Raw genomic sequence first — 16,151 nt, forward strand, 5'->3', positions numbered from 1 at the left:
GAATGATGAGGATCTTGCTCGCGAGGTCCTCGTGATCGGTCGATCCATTGCCCCTTGTCTCACATCGTTCACGGACGAGTCCGAGGAGCAGAAAAACGCTCTGGCGATTCTCCGGCGCGTTTACAAGGAGGTTGCCGGTCGGGGGTCTCGGTTTGTGAAGGCTCAGCGTATTGGGTCTGCCTCGGTTGATTACGGCTCTGTCAGCTCTGCGTTTGACGGGGACCCTCGTAGGGCGCTCGAAGCTCTCTGCGCGAGTGCCGGGCGTGCCGGTGCGCCGGCTGGTCGATTTCCTGCCGAGGCGACGGTTTCGAAGATTTGGCCCGAAGGCCGGTACACGTAATGGACTTCCCATACGGGAAAACCGTATTCCGACTTCGTGCCAAACCGATACCCGACCCCTACAACCCTGCGCGCACTGTGGCCAGCGACTGGGAGAACCCAGATGTGCTGCCTATTCAGGGCGCGTTTGTTGCTCATTCATCGACCTCGGCGCTGGGGAACGCAAGCAGAGAGCAAGCGCTCGAAGCGAAGAGCCTGTTTTGCGAGGGCGACATCGATATCAAAAAGGGTGATCGTATCCGGGATGGTGACGTCGGCGCACCGGTCTACACCATCGATGGGATTCCACCAGCTGCTGATTCCAATCCGTGGACTGGCTGGACTCCTCCTCGTGAGATTCCACTTACCCGCTCAGTCGGCTAATCAGAGAGGGTGCGAATTGTGGCAGCGAAAGGACAAACTACTGTTCAATTCAACCGTGCGTATTTTGACTCGATTCTGAGGTCCGCAAATGTACAAAAGCTCACCGACGAGACTGCCGCGCGTGTCCTGACAGAGGCACAGAATACAGCCCCCGTCGACACCGAAGATTACAAGAAAGGGCTTCACCTAGAGCACCGCGAAGCGAAATACCGTCGCGTCACACGCGTCGTTGGTGATGACGCGAAGACCCTGCTTATCGAGTCCAAGACGGGCAACCTCGCCCGCGCACTGAAAGCGGCGAAGAAATGAGGATTGAACCTCCCGATCTTATGCTGTGGCTGACCGCCTACATTCGCGCGGAAGGTGTAGTGGCAGGCCTTGACTTTGAAGTTGGCACGCGTGAACCTGCGGAATTGCAGCTACCTCTCCCACGCCCGCTGATTGTCATTCGAGACGATGGCGGGAGCCGAAAGGACTGGATAACGTTTGACCGCACGATCGGCGCATCAGTGCTCGCTGGAACACGAGCCAATGAGCGTCCTGCAAACGATCTAGCCCGGTGGCTCGCTTCGGTGCTATTTGACGATGCCCTCCCTCTTGTCCAAGACTGCCCCATTGCTTCAGTCGATTGGGACGGTTGCAACGGGCCATTCGATGCAGCGGAAACGCTCGACGTGGCACGCAGATACCTCACCGCAAAATACGTTGTGAGCGGCTCCTGGTGAGCCAACCAGTAACAGCCAATTCAGGGTCTCGCAAATGCGGGGCCCTTCACTTTTTAAGGAGTAATCATGAGTGCTGATGCACAAGGAAATAGCGTCGAGAACGTCGGCGTACCAATCACGGGCTTGGCAGCATTCGCTCCCGTGATCGCCATCAACGCACTGTCGAAGGTGCAGCTTGCGGCGAGCCCACTGAACATGCCAGCAGGCTTCAAGAAACTCGGTCTGATCAAGGTTGACGGGGGACCAGCGCCGGCTCGGGAAAGTGGAGACGCTATCGACTTCTTCCAGAAGGGATACAGCCTCGCTGGCGACGGAACACGAACGGTTCAAATCGTGCTTGCCGAGCAGAACGCGGCGGTAACAGAGCTGATTGAAGGCGTGGAGCCTGACGAGAACGGTGTCATCGAAGTCTCGTCGTCGCTCCCAGACAACCAATTCATCCTTTTCGTATCCACTCGATACCGGAACGGCGTGGAGAAGCGCGAGATCGGTGTGGCCTCAGTCACAGCCGTTGAGCCAGATAAGCAGGAGCGCGGATCTGTCGAAGGCGCTTCCGTCACCTTCACCTGGCAGGAGCACGAGCTTTTCAACGGCTCGCCGTTCTGGCGGTGGCTCGGCACTCCCGGTACCGGCGCGGAAGCGAAAGCTTTCTGGACGGTCACCGTCGACGGCGCACCTACTGGTGGCACCTACACGCTTGTCCTCGCTGGCGCATCGACACCGCCGATTGCGTATAACGCTGCTGCGGCAGCAATCACGGCAGCGCTGAACGGTTTGTCAGGCGTCACCGGACTTTCTGGAATTACTTCCTCGGGCAGCGGCCCATACGCAGTCACGCTGCCCTCGGCGGCAGTGCTGGCTACCGGTGTTATCGACCTGACGGGCGGCACGAGTCCGTCTGTGACTGTCGCATAGCACCACTCTGACTGCTGGCCGGAGTGCGTCGGGTCGCTCCGGCCAGCACCACACCACCCAAACCCGACATCAAATATTCATCACCCGACAAGGAGACACCACCGTGGCTACCAAAACCACCAAGACCACCACACCTACTAAAGCCGAGTACGACTTTGACAGCTGGACTGATGACGCAGAGGAAAAGGCGATCGCCGCAATCGTCCCGGACGTGCGATACATCATCGTCGGTGACACCTTTGTCGGCAGGTTCGCCGACAAAGTGACGGTTGAGCTACCACTCAAGCTTTCGCTCGACATCATCAACGAGCTGGCGGCTCTGTCAGACGATCCCCTCGAGCAGCTTGTCTTTCTACTGACCAAACTGGGCGGCGCGGAAGCGGCCGCCGAGTTCACGAAGCACGATGTGGCCGAGACTGCCGTACTGGCCTCGAAATTCTTCACCATTCTGCAGCGAGTCACTCAGGCGTCGCTCCCGGAATGATCGCGGTCGCCCAGCTCATCCGAGACCGGCCAGGAACCGTCGCGCGCACCCTGCGTGAGACGTTCGGTGTTGGCCTGTCCGATCTGGGCGACCGCCTCTCCTGGGGAGAAGCGCTTCTGCTGCTGAGGGAAGCTGCCGCCGATCAATCAACAGCGCTTGGCGCTGACCTTGCCGACTGGGCGTATCCCGCATCGATTCGCGACCTGATCGCATTGAGCGCGCAAATCGCCAATCCGAAGGTCGCAAGCAAGCTCATGCCGTGGGCGATGGAACGTCCCGGCGCCAAAGAGCCGAATGCGACTCCGGATGAAGTGGTGGCGGCAGTCGCCGAACTTGACGCCGGGATTGTCTTCGGAAGCTAACACGAGGAGGTGCCATGTCTGCAGAAGTAGGCTCCGCACACATCGCGATTTTTCCCGAGATGAAGGGCTTCAAGTCTTCTGTTTCGAAAGAGTCAAGGGATGCTGGTGCTGCTGGCGCAAAATCGGTTGAGGGCGGTTTCAATGGCGTTGGTGCGCGCATGGGGCGTGGGCTCGGCAAAGATCTCAAGTCGTCATTGTCGGCAAGTGCTGGCAATCTTGGTGCAGCCGAGCTGCGAAGCATGGAGCGGGAGATCGCTTCGGCAAGCTCAGTCCTGTCGAAGGCTCGCCTGAAGCAGCAAGATGAGGCTGGCAAGGTCCGTGTGGCTGAGGCTCAGCTTCAAGAGACGGTAGCCAAGTCTGGCGAGGGCTCTGCGAAGGCTGTAGCCGCTGAGGAAAAGCTGGCTTCCGCTCGTCGCAATCAACAGGCGGCGACTGATGCCGTTGCTGCCGCGTCGCAGCGGCTACAAACCGCTCAGACCGCCCTCGCCGCCGCGACAACTGCGACGGCAACCTCAGCGAAGGTAGCCGGCGGTGGGTTTCTTCAGATGACGCGGAACCTCCGCGCAGGCTGGACCGATGCGAACGCGGCGCAGTCTGCATTCACGGGGCTCGCTGGTTCAATCGGCGGCATCATTCGGGCGTTGTCCTACGTCACTGGCCTTTCGAAACTTGGCGGGCTTGCCCGCACAATCGCTGCAAGCGTCAGTACCGCATTTACTTCGATGGCGACATCGGTTGGCGGGAAACTTGCCTCTGCCTGGTCTGCTTCTGCGGGTTGGATGTCTGGCGTCGGGTCGTCGGTGCGCACGGCGCTGGCACCGATTGGTGCAACTGCGGCTTCTGCGGTCGCCAAAATTGGTACGCCATTTGTGCAGCTCGGGTCAAAAGTTGCGACGTGGATGTCACCCGTTACCTCGCAAGTTTCGGGCATGTTTGCGAAGGTCGCAGGTTCGGCTGGACCCGCCGGCCGGAGCATTGTTTCTTCGCTGGGTGCTGGGCTGTCGGGGCTTGGCAGTGCCGCGCTCAAAGGCCTCGGTGTCCTTGGCAAGTCAATGCTGTCCGGGTTGCAAAGCATCGGTTCGACCGTCGGGGGACTTGCGGTCAAGATCGGCCAGTCAATCGCCTCTGGCATCAGCTCGGGTGCGACAGCAATGGCTACCGGCCTCGCTGCTGCAGCGGCGGTTGGGGTGAAGGCTTTCACCGGCCTTATGGGGTCGGTGAATTCCCTTCAGCGCATCATCGGTGGCACGACGGAGCAAGTTTCAGGTCTTCGCGGCGCAATGCAGCTATCCGGTATGGATACCGAAGCAGCCAATACGTCGATGACGATCTTCTCTCGGAAGCTCGAAGAAGCCTCCACCTCTGGTGAGGCTGCGGCAGAGATGTCAGCAAAGCTTGGTACTTCCATCACTGATGCAAATGGAAACATCCGCGAGATGGTGGACATCCTCCCCGAGGTTGCGGACAAGTTCAAGTCGATGCCTGACGGGCCTGAAAAAACGGCTTTGGCTGTGCAGATGTTCGGTCGCTCGGGTACAGCGATGCTGCCCTTTCTTAACAAGGGTGCGGCAGGCATTGCTGAGCTCACGGGTAAGGCCGCCGAGCTCGGCATCGTGCTTGACGATACCGACAAGAAAAAGTTCGGCGCGTTTCGCGGTGCTGTTCGAACCCTCGGCGTCACCTTTCAAGGTCTGGCTGTGCGCATCGGGTCGGCTGTGCTTCCGATCCTCACCGGGCTCGCGACCGCAATCACAAACATCGTTACTCCTGCCGTGACGTGGCTGAGGAACGGCGTCGACGCGCTCGCGCCGTCCTTTGAGAAAATCGGCGAAACCCTCGGCAAAGCGGGCTCTGGATTCGGTGGCATCAAAGATGTCCTGACCGGACTCAACCCAGCTGTTGTAGCCGTCGGCGGTGCGTTTGCGATATTCGCCGGCGGTGGCATCGTGGGCCTCGTCGCAAAGCTGCCGCTGTTTGGGGGCGCTCTTGCCGGACTGCTTGGTCCACTGAAGCTCCTCGCCGGGCCGCTCGGAATCGTCGGAGTATTACTTGCGGTTCTTGCTTCATCGGGCGGAGACGCCAGCGGCATTGTCACAGGCCTCACTGGTGTCATCGAAAAGGTCGTCGCAGCGCTTCCTGGAATTGTCCAGAAGATTGCCGAGGTCATTCCTCAGCTCGTCTCTTCAATCCTTGCGCAGCTCCCAGCACTGCTCGAAGCGGCCGCGGGGATCGTGACAGCCCTCATTGACGGCATCGTCGCTGCAATTCCGATACTGGTAGCCGGTGCCGTGACGCTGCTGAACGGACTCATCACAGCGATCGTGGCGAACCTGCCGATGATTATTGACGGGGCCATTCAGCTTGTCAACGCACTTGTCTCAGGAATCGTAGCCGCGCTTCCGTTGCTGGTTAACGGCGCTATTCAGCTCGTCAGTGGTCTTGTGACGGGGATCGTCGACAACCTCCCGCTGATCATCACGGGGGCGACCCTGCTTGTCACATCCCTCATCGAGGGGATCGTCATTGCGCTGCCGCTGCTTCTTGAAGGTGTCGTCCAGCTGATCACAGCGCTACTGACAGCCATAGTCGAGAGCTTGCCAATGATCATCGAGGGCGGCATTCAACTGCTCATGGCTTTGGTCAACGGAATCGTTACTGCGCTTCCAACCTTGATTACGGCAGTCATTGACCTTGTGATGCAGCTCCTTGGTGCCATCATCGAGAATTTGCCATTGATCATTGAGGCAGGCATCCAGCTCCTGCTGGCGTTGATCACGGGCATCGTCGAGGCGCTACCTACGCTAATTACGGCAGTCATCGACCTGATCATGCAATTGCTTGGCGCGATTATTGAGAACCTACCTCTCATCATTGAGGCCGGAATCGATATGCTTCTGGCCCTCATCGATGGCCTCATTGCGGCGCTGCCGCAGCTGATCACAGCAGCAATCACGTTGATTTTGCAGCTCGTGGCAGGACTACTCAAGATGCTCCCCGAGCTGATTACTGCCGGCATCTCACTGGTCGTTTCACTCATTGTTGGTTTGGTGAAGGCCATACCTCAGATCATCGCAATGATTCCGCAGATTATCTCGGCAATCTGGGACGGTCTGATGGGGGTGGATTGGCTTGGCCTGGGTATCGACATCGTTCTGGGCATCATCAACGGGCTTGGCTCAATGGTGGGTTCCATCGTGGATGCGGTAGTTGACCTTGCCGGTGCAGCGTTTGATGGTTTCAAGGATTTCTTTGGAATCAAATCGCCCGCTCGGCGCTTGATTCAACCAGGTCGCGACATTGTTCGCGGCGCGGTGGTGGGTGTGGACGCTCAGTCGGCAGATCTGGGGGACTCTCTCGTGAGCATGGCCAAGGATGCAGCAGACCGGGCACAAGAGGCAATGACGAGCGTGACAGCAACCGTGAATGCAAATTCGACGGTGACAGCAAGTAGCCCCGGCAGCACGTTGGGAAGCGTAGTCGGGCAGCACGGCGCGACTCAGTCGCCCGTGCCACCAATTCAGGTGTTTGCAAACGATCCTAATCTCGTGGCGGCCGTCGTCGCAGAGAACCTAAGGAGATGACATGCGTGTAACACTCGCCTCAGCCAGGGGGGTGCTCGATTTGGTGGACGGGCCTCACGAGAATCGAGCACCCGGCCCTGGCCTCTGGGGACTCGAAAAAGACGGGCTCTCGGGGTGGTACGAACCTGCCGCGCCGCGCGCATCGTCTGAGCTGATCCCGCAGCAGCACGGTAGCTACTGGCCAGCGCAACTCTTGCTCAGCCCTCGGATACTTACGATCAGAGGGTTCCGGCAAGACAAATCATCTGCCGTCGCCGAGTCAATTGCACGCGATTACCTGGCCGCGCTGATTGTGCACGACCTGACGGTCCATGTGCAGGATGCGGCGGGGATTCGCACTGTGACCGGGTATCAGGGGAGTGTGCCCGTCTTTCGGCACCTCAACAATCACAAAAGCGGGTTCTCATTGATCCTGACATGCCCTGATCCCATGAAGTACGGCCGCGAGGCCACCTTTTCAGCAGTCGGCGGCGTTATCACCGCAGAGAACGCGGGTACCGCGCCTAGCTATCCCGTGTTCGAAGTGTCCGGCAGAGTGACCTCTCTGACGATTACTCAGGGTTTCCGAACCATTCGGTGGGCCGGGGACGCGGTCGGGCTTCGAATTGACACTCGCAGTGGCACCGCCACGAGCAACGGAGTCGAGGTCGGTGGGCTGATTGATGACGTTGTCACCGCGCTCCCGCCTGGCCGTCACGCCCTGACGGTGTCTGCCACGGCTGGCGCGCAGGTCAGCATGAAAGTGAGGCCGGCTTGGTACTAGAACCGCTCAAGGTGCTCGCCTTCGAGACGATGACGGGCCAGTTTATCGGGAATATTCCGTACACCAACGTGGTCTGGAAAAAGTCTCTCAACGAGGCCGGCACGATTGATATAACTGTGGATTGGAGCCGGGAGGCAGCTACCTGGGATATCCGCGGAAAGACGTGGCCATGGCGCACACTCATCGCGGTTATACGTGGTGACACCATCCTTCACGCTGGCCCAGTCGTCAACCGATCGAGGCCCCGCGGGTCGCTGACCATCCCGGCATCGGGCATGTGGGAAATCTTCAAGCATCGCCTAGTGCTGAATTATGCGCTGTCATCCAAAAAGGTTGACGGTCAGGTCATGATAGATGAAGACAATCCAGCGCCGGAGTGGAAGCTTGAACTAACCGGGTCGCTGGTGGATATTGCTGTGAAACTCGTAGCTGAGTCGCTCAAATGGGGTGCCTTGCCAATCACGCTGCCACCGTTAACTGGTGGTCCAAACGTGCGCGTGTATTACGGCTTTGACCTGGCGAGCGTTGACACGCGCTTGTCGCAACTCACCGAGGTTATTGGCGGGCCGGAGCTGCGCTTTGAGCCACGAATCGGGGTCGACGGCAGGCTCAGCTTTGCGATGCAAGGCTCTGCGGAACTGATCGACACAGTGCATCAGTGGAATGAGATTGCGCCGGGACAGCGGGTGTCGTTGGCAAGCATGCACGAGGACGGCAGCGCGATGACGACAGATCACTGGGGTCTTGGCGGCGGTAGCGACGACATGGTGCTGATGACGAGGGCATCGTCCGATGCACTGACAAGGGTGGGGTGGCCGGTGATGCAGTCCGCTGATACGTCTCACTCATCGGTGAGCGAGCTGCCGACGCTACGTGGCTACGTCCAAGAAAGTCTCCTGCGCGGTTCACAAACACAAGAGGTCTTTTCGCTTCAGGTGGGCGCTGAGCAGAATGTGAAGCCGGGGGACTGGGCTGACCTCACTGTGGAAGATTTCTATCTGGGCCATACCGTGCTGCCGCTCAAGATTCTTGAGGTAAGCGGAGACACGAGTGACTGGCTGACTGTGAATGCGAGGGTGCGAAATGGGCTATAGCGCAGCCACGACAGACCCTTTTGAATCGCTCCGACGTCAGCGTGAAGCGGAGTCGATTGCCACACGTGAGGCGCTGTCTGCGGGCGGCACGAGATCCTTTCAATCGGTAGCGAAGCTCAGTGCACAAATGGCGGCGATGGAAGAAGTGATTCTGTCGATTCCACACTCGGTAGTGGGATTCGGCCAAGGCAATAATTATGCCCTCAGAGAAGGATGGAACACGGTCGCCAACGTCACTATTTTGCGACCTCCGGGGAAGAACCGCTTGTCAATTATGGCTATCGGCACTGGCTCCGCCACGAATGTGCGGGAGCTCTCCTTCCCGACTGTGGTGTCGCGGGTCATTATCTCCGGAACAGCGGGGATGGAATCAAGCGCGTCGACGAGGCCGTTTTCTGACCGGACGATGTTTGTCTGCGATAGCTCCTTCGGTATGGACGTCAGCAATCCTGCCGCGTCAATCTCGGTCGCGTTTCAAATTGGTTGGTCTGCCGGATACGGAGATTTCCCGGCGCGGTCTGACAGCGTCGCGCAGCTCACCGCACAAGCAACATTTACAAGGACGTGATCGGTATGAATGGTGTACTCGGGCGGCCAACGCTGCTCAGACAAGATATTGCAATCGGTATCGGACGTGACCAAGAACTCGGGTTCCGCTGGTACAAACACGACGGTACGAATAAGACCCTGGTGGACGTGCGCGGACGCACCGCCACGGTCCGCTTTGAATCGCTCACTGGTGAACTGTGGAAAGAATTCCCTGCGAATATCTACGGTGATTCGCTTGTGAGCATCAAGCTGACGGCCGCTTCTTTGGTAGCGCCCGAATGGGCCGGCCGATATACCGGCGCGTGGTCGCTGCGCATCAGCGACTCAACATCAACAGTGCAGGTTGCCTCCGGCTATCTGTACCTGTCGCAATAGAAAGAGGAAATGATGGTAGATCAAGTTGTCGACATCGTAGAATTTGGTATCCCCGGAGGCCAAGGGGATAGAGGGCGTGACAATCAGCTAAAAATTGGCACCGTCACAACCGGAGCCACCGGCGCGGCCGCCGCAGCATCTATCGTCGGCACCTACCCGGAGCAGACGCTCAATCTCACACTGCCCCGAGGCTCGACAGGAGCCACCGGCGCCGGTCAGAACTGGGCGGACATTCTGGGGAAGCCAACAACGTTTACACCTTCGGCCCACACCCACACTGTTGCTGAGGTGACCGGCCTTGCCGCTCGTCTCGCTGCCATTGAAACGGTTACCGAGGGAACCGTGGTGGTCAATTCGGGCTGGGTATTTTCAACCTCTAGGCTCCGAAAAACTGGCAGGCGAGTGCTTGCCGATATCACTATTGGCCGCACCTCGGCCTTGGCGCTGACAGGCGTAGTGGTCGTCCCCGGAACGATCCCGACAGGATTTCAGCCTGAAACCTTGCAGCGTTACACCCCCGGGCTCAACCTCAACGGGAGCGTTGATGCATGGATTGCGCCGGATGGGTCAATCAACCTCCGCACATTCTTCTCTGGCGGCATCACCATTAGTACGAACACGCAAATTGCTATTCAGGGAGTCTCGTGGGACACCCCTGTGTAGCAATCAACGCAGTCGTGCTCTGCGCGGCCTATGGGCATCGAACGCCGATAACCCAGGCCTTGTCACATGCGCCAAGTCCCAAGGGCCACCGTGCTATATGGCCAGCACATCACCTCGGCTTACATCGCCAAATAATAGGAGGGTCGAATGACTCACAGCAAATACACCAATCAGATCGTCCAAACGCACCAACGGTCCTCGCGTGGGGGTCACCAAATCAAGTACTTCCAGCTTCACCACATGGCCTCAACAGACGGCCCCGGCGTCGTTCGGATGATGACCTCCGGCGCACGCGAGGTCAGTGCAAACTACGCCGTGTATAGCGACGGCACCGCCGTGTGTGTTGTGGACGAGGACCTTCGCGCGTGGACCAGCGGTACTGGTGTCCAGGACTCCGAGGCAATCACTTTCGAGATCGCCAACGACAACACCGCCGGGTGGAGCGTATCGCCCGCCAGCCACGAAAAGGTCGCAATGATCATCGCGGATGCGGCGAAACGCTACGGCATCCCCATTACCCGTGACCGGATCTATGGCCACAACGAAATGACCGCGAAATTCGGCACCTCATACGCGACCGCCTGCCCTGGCGGTCTCAACATCGATTGGATCGTCAATCGAGCAAACCAAATCACCAACGGCGCGTCTGCGTCCGCAGCAAAGGAGACACCTCTCGTGGCAACACCAGCAGAAATCAACCAGATCGTCAAAGCCATCATGGATGCGCCTCAGCCTCGCATGACGACTGACGGAAAGAGTACCGGCAAGTTTGACAACATCGGTGGTGTGCTTCGATACGAGTACAGCAAGTACGAGGCACTGCAGAAGCAACTCGTCGACATGCAGAAGCAACTCGCCGCACAGAAGACGCAGACCGCCGAGGTAAGCAAAAAGCTCGACCAGGTGCTCACAGCCCTCACTAAGAAGTAACGATGTCTGTCCGGGACATTTGGGAATCCATCACGGAACCCCGGCACCTCAAGACCGCTTACGCCGCCATCTACCTCATCGTGCTCGGCATCGGTGCAGGCTCGCTCGTGACACCACCGGCAGTCATGACCGGAGAAATCGGCGAGCTCACGTCGATTGCATGGTCACTACTGTTCATCGTCGGGGCCATCGGGGGCATCGTCGCAGTGTTCCCCGGGTGGTGGTGGGTGGAGCGACTCGCAATCGGAATGATTCTGGTTGGGATTGGCATCTACTTCGCGGTGGTGATCTGGGCAGACATGCACGATGGTGGTGTCACCCGATACACACAGGCAGGGCTGAGTTTTCTCTCCGGCTCCGTCTTTTACATCCGCTGGCTTCTTATCAAGAAGTACAGCTTCGAGCCGCGAGGGGGTACACCCGAATGGCAGCAGATCCCCAAATGATCGAAACCATAGTGCAGGCCGTACTTGTGTTCTGCACGGGCGGCGGTCTCGTCAAGCTACTCCAATGGCTCAAAGGGATGCGAGGAGGAGCCACTACCCAACTGCGCGCGGACTTCGACCGCATGGCGGGTGAGCGAGATCGCGTCGCCGAGGAACGAGACAAAGCGCTCGCCGAAACTGACCGGCAAGAGCAGCGCGCAGACCAAGAAGCTGCTCGACGGCGACGCCTCGAGGAGTCCCTCAGCCGTCACCGCCGAATCATTGCTGAGGCACCGTGCCTCACAGAAGCAGATCTGCCACCTTGGCCGGTCTAGATTGGAGAAACATGGCAAAGCACGCTCAAATTCCGACGCCATGGTATGTCAACCAGCGCGTATGGCGCACACTATTTCAGGTCGGGTTGCCGTCTCTGCTCACGTTTGGCTTGCTCGTTCCAGAGGTCATCCAAATAGTTCTTGACGGTTACGGCGAGACCTTGCCGCCATCGGCACGAGGATGGCTCATTGGTGCGGCCGCCTTCGTAACAGTTACTGCCGGGATCTTGTCGAAAGTCATGGCGCTTCCTACAATAAACGACTGGCTGAGTCGGCACACTCTGTTCGGAACAGTCCCGAAGGCTGTCGCCGCAGCCGATACCTCTTGGGGTGAGGGAAGTAGGGGCTGATCATCATGCCAGACATCGAAACGCTCGACGATTTTGTGCTTGCGTCATTACTAAACAAAATCGTCGAGGAACAGGCACGCCGGCAACGATTGTCTGCCATTCCTGTTCAGGTGGCTGACCTACAGAAGCAATTCCTTGCGGACGGTGGGGACCCCGCAGAGCTTGCGTGATTCGTATTTACTGCTGGGCATAAACGTACCTCGCCGGAAGACAGGTTGGTAGCCGAATTGAGTTATCCACAGGCAAAGATGCGGGCATGTAGCAGTTATGGCACAGTGAAGCCATGACTCTCAAACTATCTCTTGAAACATACGAAATGACATATGGCCAGTTGATCGATTTTGCGGACATTGCTAGGGCATCTGGGGTCGACCGCAACGCCCCTGTTGAGCAGGTCGAAGACCCCCAGGTCCCCAACATCGTAGAGCGTTTTGAACTAGATGTAGTTCAAGTTCCTACATCAAACGTGATCATCGATGCATCAACCGCCGCTGATTATGCTCGTGCTCTCGCCAGTATTATCCACAACGAAGGTGATGCACGTGCTGAGCTGGAAACACTTCGGGAAATCTATGAAGCATTGACGTCCAGAATCTAGTTGATTCTACAAATGCCCGCCCTACTTCGGCAGGGCGGGCATTTTGCGCACGAAATCTCAGATCGCAAATGCGATAACCTTCTAAAATGAGACAGTTCTCTACCGCGATGCATGTGATAGTTCTGGTGATAACGGCAGCCGCGACCGTCATTACGGCACTCGTTGAGTTTGGGATAATTACGGATAAGCCATGGTGGGCAGTCACGGTAGTCATCGTGGCCGTTGTCGCCGTGATGCTGAGTGGATTTCGCTCCCTGGCATGGGAGAGAACTGAGGTAGAGACGCTACAAATCAAGCGGCAAATCCAAAAAGCCATAATTCCAGTACTGACGGCTGCTGCAGAGACAAGCGGTGTCAAGATCACGCAAATTGGCGTGAGCGTTTTTGAAACCAAACGAAATCGATTTCGTAAATGGAAGATGCATCTATCTCGAGTTCTAAGATTTAGGTTATCGGACCACCCGCAAGAATCACGAGTTCGCTGGGTTCCAGCTAAGGGGGCAATCGGACGGGCCTGGAAGGAAGGGAATATCGTCCATATCGACTGGATGGAAGTTAGGCGTCGCGTGCCTGTTGCCGACGAGGCCTACTTTGCTCAGCCCTCGGAAGTGCTTGACGTGGATCTGCAGGGTTTTTCCTATCCTGAGTATCGGAACATCGAGTCAAAGTATGCAGAGATTCTTGCCATCCCCATCATCAAAGAAAGCTCCAATGCGAGGTGTATCGGTGTGCTCGCCATCGACATTCCGCAAGGGGTTCTTCCTCAAAAGCCGGGCAGGCTGGACGATCTCGATCTCGTCTCCCTCGGTACTACAGCGGCAAGTACTATCGCCAATGTCCTTGGGAAAAGGTAGAATTAGGCCAAGACGGAGGAGGCAAGATGACAAAATATATTGCAAAGAACAAAGATGGCAAGAGAATTGAAATTTCAGCTGCACGACGCAGGTATTTCGACGAGCTCCAGACCCTCCATCCCGACGAGAAACTAAGTCAGGCAGCTGAGGAAGCGGAAAGATCAAGCACCCAGCAAGAACGTCTTATCCAGGCTTGGGCAGTCACCCACACAAAGCATGTTTGACCGTTTCAACAATGATTTGCCGCCCCGTCCTACTTCGGTAGGGCGGGGCTTTTTTGCGTTAGCGAGTGATTGCGGAAATGTGTAACAAATTCAGCAGACGATAGCTTTTTGCGTCGAGTAGTTTGGTGTCATGACGAAATCCCCCCGATGTCGAGCCGACGTGATTGCTGCTCGAAACCCTCCTGAAAAACACTGGATGAAGATGGTCAACTTCATTTTTGGCATTACTGCCTCTCTTGCCTCTATCGTGGCGTTGGTTGTCGCCTTGCAAGCCAACGCAATCGCCCAGGACAGTGCTCAACGCGATAAAATTACTCAGCAGTTCGAACCCATGTCCACGACTCCCGACGGGACCATAACGAGCCACACGAAGTATTGGACGGTCATAACCAACGAGGGTAGGGTGCCGATCACCGTTCTCGAAGCACACTTGGTTTTGGACAGTGCCGTCATTCCTTACCGATGCGCGGTCAATCCCATTCATCTGATGTTCCATTCGAATCACAGCTTTGTTCCACTTGACGGACTTCTCGACGAGAAGCCGAAGTCTGGCGGGGTTCTCCTTGCTCCTGGCAGCAGCGCGGCGTTGCTGATCTCTCCGAAGGATGCAGAAGGTCAGCTATCTCACCTTCGGGAGGGATGTAAGGACTTGGGTAATGAGCTCAGCCCTAAACTCATCTTTACGCTCAGTAATGGCAACATGGTAACGGCTGATGCCGCTCCTCATATGAGTGAGACGCCAATGATTGTTAGGGACGCATTCAAACGTTTGGGTTGGGGTTTCTGGCCGGTAGAGAAGGACGGGAAGCTTAACTTCTGGGCAGTCCCGCCAACTCCCGAGAACGCGGACAACTGGGATTTCCCCGACGACCCAGTTGACACGCGTCCCGAGGAGACAAAATGATGATGCGAGTCTACGTTTGAGCTTCACTCCGGTGGGTCTATGGCCGTTCGGATGGTAGCTTCTAACTATTTCTGGCTAACGGTAAATCCGGGGGTCATCTGGTGGGCGTAGCTTGGCTTTTTCCTCAAGTAGGTAGTCAGCAAACTGCAGGCACGACTGTACTACGTCTTCGAGTGGCACTTCTCGCAGTCGTGCTTCGTCGAGGAATGCCGGTGCTGCGGGGAAGCTACTGAGGATGGGGACGCCGCCGTGTCGGGGTTTCCCGTAGGCGTATACCTGCCGCACGATAATCCCGGTGGAAGCCATTACTTCGCGGATGTAACAGAGCGGCGTACCGTCGTCGGTTTGCACGCCATAGAGGCCCGGGGAGAGCCGCACGAGATTGCGGGTCAAACGCTCGACCATGGGGATAGTGTACGCCGGGCCACTGACAATGGACGAAGAAAACATGTTGCTGGTGAAGATCCTGCCGAACACAGAAAAGGGCGACTTCCGCTAATGCGAAGGCCGCCCTCAACGAGAACCTAGCTGGCGAGGGCTTTAGCCTTCAACGCCTCGTACTCTGCAGCGGTGATGGTACCGGCGTCGAGGAGTGACTTCGCTTTGGCGATTTCATCTGCTGAACTGTGCCCGGCAGCGTTACGGACGTATTCCTCCGTTGCCTTGCGCGCTTCTTCTGCTGCAGCGATCTGGCGCTTTGTCATTCCGCGGCCACGGAAGATCAAGTACACGAGGACTGTCAGCAGCGGCACGAAGATGAGGAGAACGAACCAGAGGGCTTTGATCCAGCCATTGGTTTGCTTGTCGCGGATCAGGTCGCCTATGACAGAGAAAAGCGCTGTCAGGTAGGTGATGAAGACGAAGATCCAGAACATGAAGACGACTACGTCCCATGCGCTTGCGAAGAGGCTGCTGAGGGTCATTTGTTTTCCTTGGTGTTGAGGTCCAGTGATTGTGCTGGGTTTGTCAGCAAGCAGGTTGCTGCGCCTGCTGTGAGGCTTGGTGCCTAACAATTACTGTACTGAGTCGGAGGTGTGTAGGTTGACCGTTGACGAAGAAGCGGCCCCAACCTTCTGTCAAGGTGGAGTCGCAGCGCCTCCGCAGATGGCAAAGCCGAGCCCGCAAGGTACTCCGAGAAGAAGCGTCGGCTACTCAAGAACGTGTAGCGCCGGCACGAAGAAGACGTGCCCGTTCAACAACCACTATCTGCCTGGCTCGTGTATCAGTCACACTTCACGCGAGGCCGATCTGCACATATGTCTCACCAGCATCACGCGCGAGCACCATTGCCTCAGCGCGGTCCTTGTAGAAGTCGTCC

22 protein-coding genes are annotated in these 16,151 nt (G+C 57.4%); 20 read left to right on the plus strand and 2 right to left on the minus strand.

Going from position 1 to position 16,151, the window contains the following annotated elements:
* Positions 1 to 339: 339 nt before the first annotated feature.
* The 20 genes from FHX76_RS02050 (at position 340) to FHX76_RS02145 (ending at position 14,833) form a co-directional block, all read left to right on the plus strand.
* The gene (locus FHX76_RS02050) at positions 340 to 702 is read left to right on the plus strand and encodes a hypothetical protein (RefSeq protein ID WP_167147245.1); all 363 of its coding nucleotides are present in this window, start codon (positions 340 to 342) and stop codon (positions 700 to 702) included.
* 18 nt (positions 703 to 720) lie between these two features.
* The gene (locus FHX76_RS02055) at positions 721 to 1,011 is read left to right on the plus strand and encodes an HK97 gp10 family phage protein (RefSeq protein WP_167147247.1); all 291 of its coding nucleotides are present in this window, start codon (positions 721 to 723) and stop codon (positions 1,009 to 1,011) included.
* Positions 1,008 to 1,427 (plus strand): hypothetical protein, encoded by a 420-nt coding sequence (locus FHX76_RS02060; protein ID WP_167147250.1) that lies wholly within the window; start codon positions 1,008 to 1,010, stop codon positions 1,425 to 1,427. The genes FHX76_RS02055 and FHX76_RS02060 overlap by 4 nt, the downstream gene beginning before the upstream one ends.
* A gap of 66 nt (positions 1,428 to 1,493) precedes the next feature.
* On the plus strand, positions 1,494 to 2,342 hold the full coding sequence (locus FHX76_RS02065) for a hypothetical protein (protein ID WP_167147253.1): 849 nt from the start codon (positions 1,494 to 1,496) through the stop codon (positions 2,340 to 2,342).
* A 103-nt stretch (positions 2,343 to 2,445) separates the two neighbouring features.
* Complete coding sequence (locus FHX76_RS02070) at positions 2,446 to 2,826, plus strand: hypothetical protein (RefSeq protein ID WP_167147256.1); 381 nt, start codon at positions 2,446 to 2,448, stop codon at positions 2,824 to 2,826.
* Positions 2,823 to 3,188: a hypothetical protein gene (locus FHX76_RS02075; RefSeq protein ID WP_167147259.1), complete on the plus strand. Its 366-nt coding sequence runs from the start codon at positions 2,823 to 2,825 to the stop codon at positions 3,186 to 3,188. The genes FHX76_RS02070 and FHX76_RS02075 overlap by 4 nt, the downstream gene beginning before the upstream one ends.
* A 14-nt stretch (positions 3,189 to 3,202) precedes the next feature.
* Positions 3,203 to 6,769: a phage tail protein gene (locus FHX76_RS02080; protein WP_167147262.1), complete on the plus strand. Its 3,567-nt coding sequence runs from the start codon at positions 3,203 to 3,205 to the stop codon at positions 6,767 to 6,769.
* Position 6,770: 1 nt separating this feature from the next.
* On the plus strand, positions 6,771 to 7,532 hold the full coding sequence (locus FHX76_RS02085; protein ID WP_167147265.1) for a hypothetical protein: 762 nt from the start codon (positions 6,771 to 6,773) through the stop codon (positions 7,530 to 7,532).
* The gene (locus FHX76_RS02090) at positions 7,523 to 8,626 is read left to right on the plus strand and encodes a hypothetical protein (RefSeq protein ID WP_167147267.1); all 1,104 of its coding nucleotides are present in this window, start codon (positions 7,523 to 7,525) and stop codon (positions 8,624 to 8,626) included. The genes FHX76_RS02085 and FHX76_RS02090 overlap by 10 nt, the downstream gene beginning before the upstream one ends.
* Positions 8,616 to 9,194: a hypothetical protein gene (locus FHX76_RS02095; RefSeq protein WP_167147270.1), complete on the plus strand. Its 579-nt coding sequence runs from the start codon at positions 8,616 to 8,618 to the stop codon at positions 9,192 to 9,194. Before FHX76_RS02090 ends, FHX76_RS02095 begins: the two co-directional genes overlap by 11 nt.
* 5 nt (positions 9,195 to 9,199) lie before the next feature.
* Positions 9,200 to 9,550, plus strand: a complete 351-nt coding sequence (locus FHX76_RS02100) for a hypothetical protein (protein WP_167147273.1) — start codon at positions 9,200 to 9,202, stop codon at positions 9,548 to 9,550.
* 9 nt (positions 9,551 to 9,559) lie between these two features.
* Positions 9,560 to 10,213, plus strand: coding sequence for a hypothetical protein (locus tag FHX76_RS02105; protein ID WP_167147276.1), 654 nt, complete (start codon positions 9,560 to 9,562; stop codon positions 10,211 to 10,213).
* Between the two features lie 147 nt (positions 10,214 to 10,360).
* The gene (locus FHX76_RS02110; protein ID WP_167147279.1) at positions 10,361 to 11,143 is read left to right on the plus strand and encodes a peptidoglycan recognition protein family protein; all 783 of its coding nucleotides are present in this window, start codon (positions 10,361 to 10,363) and stop codon (positions 11,141 to 11,143) included.
* A 2-nt stretch (positions 11,144 to 11,145) separates the two neighbouring features.
* Positions 11,146 to 11,589, plus strand: coding sequence for a hypothetical protein (locus tag FHX76_RS02115; protein ID WP_167147281.1), 444 nt, complete (start codon positions 11,146 to 11,148; stop codon positions 11,587 to 11,589).
* On the plus strand, positions 11,568 to 11,903 hold the full coding sequence (locus FHX76_RS02120; RefSeq protein ID WP_208402411.1) for a hypothetical protein: 336 nt from the start codon (positions 11,568 to 11,570) through the stop codon (positions 11,901 to 11,903). Before FHX76_RS02115 ends, FHX76_RS02120 begins: the two co-directional genes overlap by 22 nt.
* A 355-nt stretch (positions 11,904 to 12,258) precedes the next feature.
* Positions 12,259 to 12,423, plus strand: a complete 165-nt coding sequence (locus tag FHX76_RS02125; RefSeq protein WP_167147289.1) for a hypothetical protein — start codon at positions 12,259 to 12,261, stop codon at positions 12,421 to 12,423.
* A 113-nt stretch (positions 12,424 to 12,536) separates the two neighbouring features.
* A complete protein-coding gene (locus FHX76_RS02130) occupies positions 12,537 to 12,851 on the plus strand; it encodes a hypothetical protein (RefSeq protein ID WP_167147292.1) in 315 nt (104 codons plus the stop codon).
* A gap of 86 nt (positions 12,852 to 12,937) precedes the next feature.
* Positions 12,938 to 13,705, plus strand: a complete 768-nt coding sequence (locus tag FHX76_RS02135; RefSeq protein ID WP_167147295.1) for a hypothetical protein — start codon at positions 12,938 to 12,940, stop codon at positions 13,703 to 13,705.
* A gap of 26 nt (positions 13,706 to 13,731) precedes the next feature.
* Positions 13,732 to 13,929, plus strand: coding sequence for a hypothetical protein (locus FHX76_RS02140; RefSeq protein WP_167147299.1), 198 nt, complete (start codon positions 13,732 to 13,734; stop codon positions 13,927 to 13,929).
* 130 nt (positions 13,930 to 14,059) lie between these two features.
* Positions 14,060 to 14,833, plus strand: coding sequence for a hypothetical protein (locus FHX76_RS02145; RefSeq protein ID WP_208402412.1), 774 nt, complete (start codon positions 14,060 to 14,062; stop codon positions 14,831 to 14,833).
* A 75-nt stretch (positions 14,834 to 14,908) separates the two neighbouring features.
* Here the strand turns inward: FHX76_RS02145 and FHX76_RS02150 are convergent, their stop codons facing one another.
* Both FHX76_RS02150 and FHX76_RS02155 read right to left on the minus strand, forming a co-directional pair.
* Positions 14,909 to 15,226 carry a hypothetical protein gene (locus tag FHX76_RS02150; RefSeq protein WP_167147304.1) on the minus strand — a complete coding sequence of 106 codons (318 nt, stop codon included), beginning with the start codon at positions 15,224 to 15,226 and terminating at the stop codon, positions 14,909 to 14,911.
* Positions 15,227 to 15,357: 131 nt separating this feature from the next.
* Positions 15,358 to 15,756, minus strand: coding sequence for an SHOCT domain-containing protein (locus tag FHX76_RS02155; protein WP_167147307.1), 399 nt, complete (start codon positions 15,754 to 15,756; stop codon positions 15,358 to 15,360).
* Positions 15,757 to 16,151: the final 395 nt, after the last annotated feature.

Source organism: Lysinibacter cavernae, assembly GCF_011758565.1.
GTDB lineage: Bacteria > Actinomycetota > Actinomycetes > Actinomycetales > Microbacteriaceae > Lysinibacter > Lysinibacter cavernae.